The 837-nt window shown below is 64.6% G+C and carries 1 protein-coding gene and 1 pseudogene; both read right to left on the bottom strand.

From position 1 onward, the window contains the following. Positions 1–746 (bottom strand): 3-hydroxyacyl-CoA dehydrogenase NAD-binding domain-containing protein (locus tag EN893_RS08410; protein ID WP_128361488.1); only part of this gene is annotated, 746 nt, incomplete at its 3' end. Next, a pseudogene (locus EN893_RS40005) lies at positions 743–837 on the bottom strand (peptidase); the annotation flags it as partial. The gene EN893_RS08410 and the pseudogene EN893_RS40005, both read right to left, overlap by 4 nt.

Genomic DNA, 837 nt, shown 5'->3' with positions numbered 1-837 from the left:
GCCATGAAGTGGCGCATGCCGGCCTCGCCACCGGCGACGCGATAGACCTGGAACATGCCCATCTGCGCCCAGCGCAGGCCGAAGCCATAGCGCATGATGTCGTCGAGTTCCTCGACCGTGCAGATGCCGTCCTTGATCAGCCACAGCGCCTCGCGCCATGCCGCTTCGAGCAGGCGGTCGCCGACGAAGGCCTCGATCTCCTTGCGGATGACGACCGGCTTCATGCCGATCGAGGCATACATCTCCTTGGCGACCTCGATCGCCTCGGGAAAGGTCTGCTCGCCGCCCACGATCTCGACCAGCGGCAGGAGATAGACCGGGTTGAACGGATGGCCGACGACCAGCCGCTCCGGATGCTTCTTCATCGCCACCTGCATGTCGGTTGGCTTGATGCCGGAGGTCGAGGAACCGACAATCGCATTGGCCGGCGCGTGGGTATCGATCTCGGCGAGCACCCGGTGCTTGAGGTCGAGCCGTTCCGGCACGCTTTCCTGAATGAAATCGGCATCGGCCACTGCCTCGGCGATGGTCTTGGCAAAGGTCAGCTTGCCCTCTTTCGGCAAACCGCCGGGTACCATCTGCTTGTAGGCGCGGCGCGCGCCCTTCATCACTTCGCCGACCTTGCGCGACGCCTCGGGATCGGGATCGAAGATCGACACGTCGATGCCGTTGAGCAGCAGCCGCGCCACCCAGCCGGCGCCGATGACGCCGCCACCGATGGCGGCTGCCTTGTTGATGATGCTCATGCGGAAGCTCCGGTTCTGGTCATGGCGGTTGTGGGATCTATTAGCGGCACGCGTTCGCCGGCGCGGGTCACGGACGGGTCGTATGCCTTTC

It is taken from the genome of Mesorhizobium sp. M7A.F.Ca.CA.004.04.2.1 (assembly GCF_004022825.1).
Taxonomy (GTDB): Bacteria; Pseudomonadota; Alphaproteobacteria; order Rhizobiales; family Rhizobiaceae; genus Mesorhizobium.
This window is presented reverse-complemented; position numbering and strand designations above follow the sequence as displayed.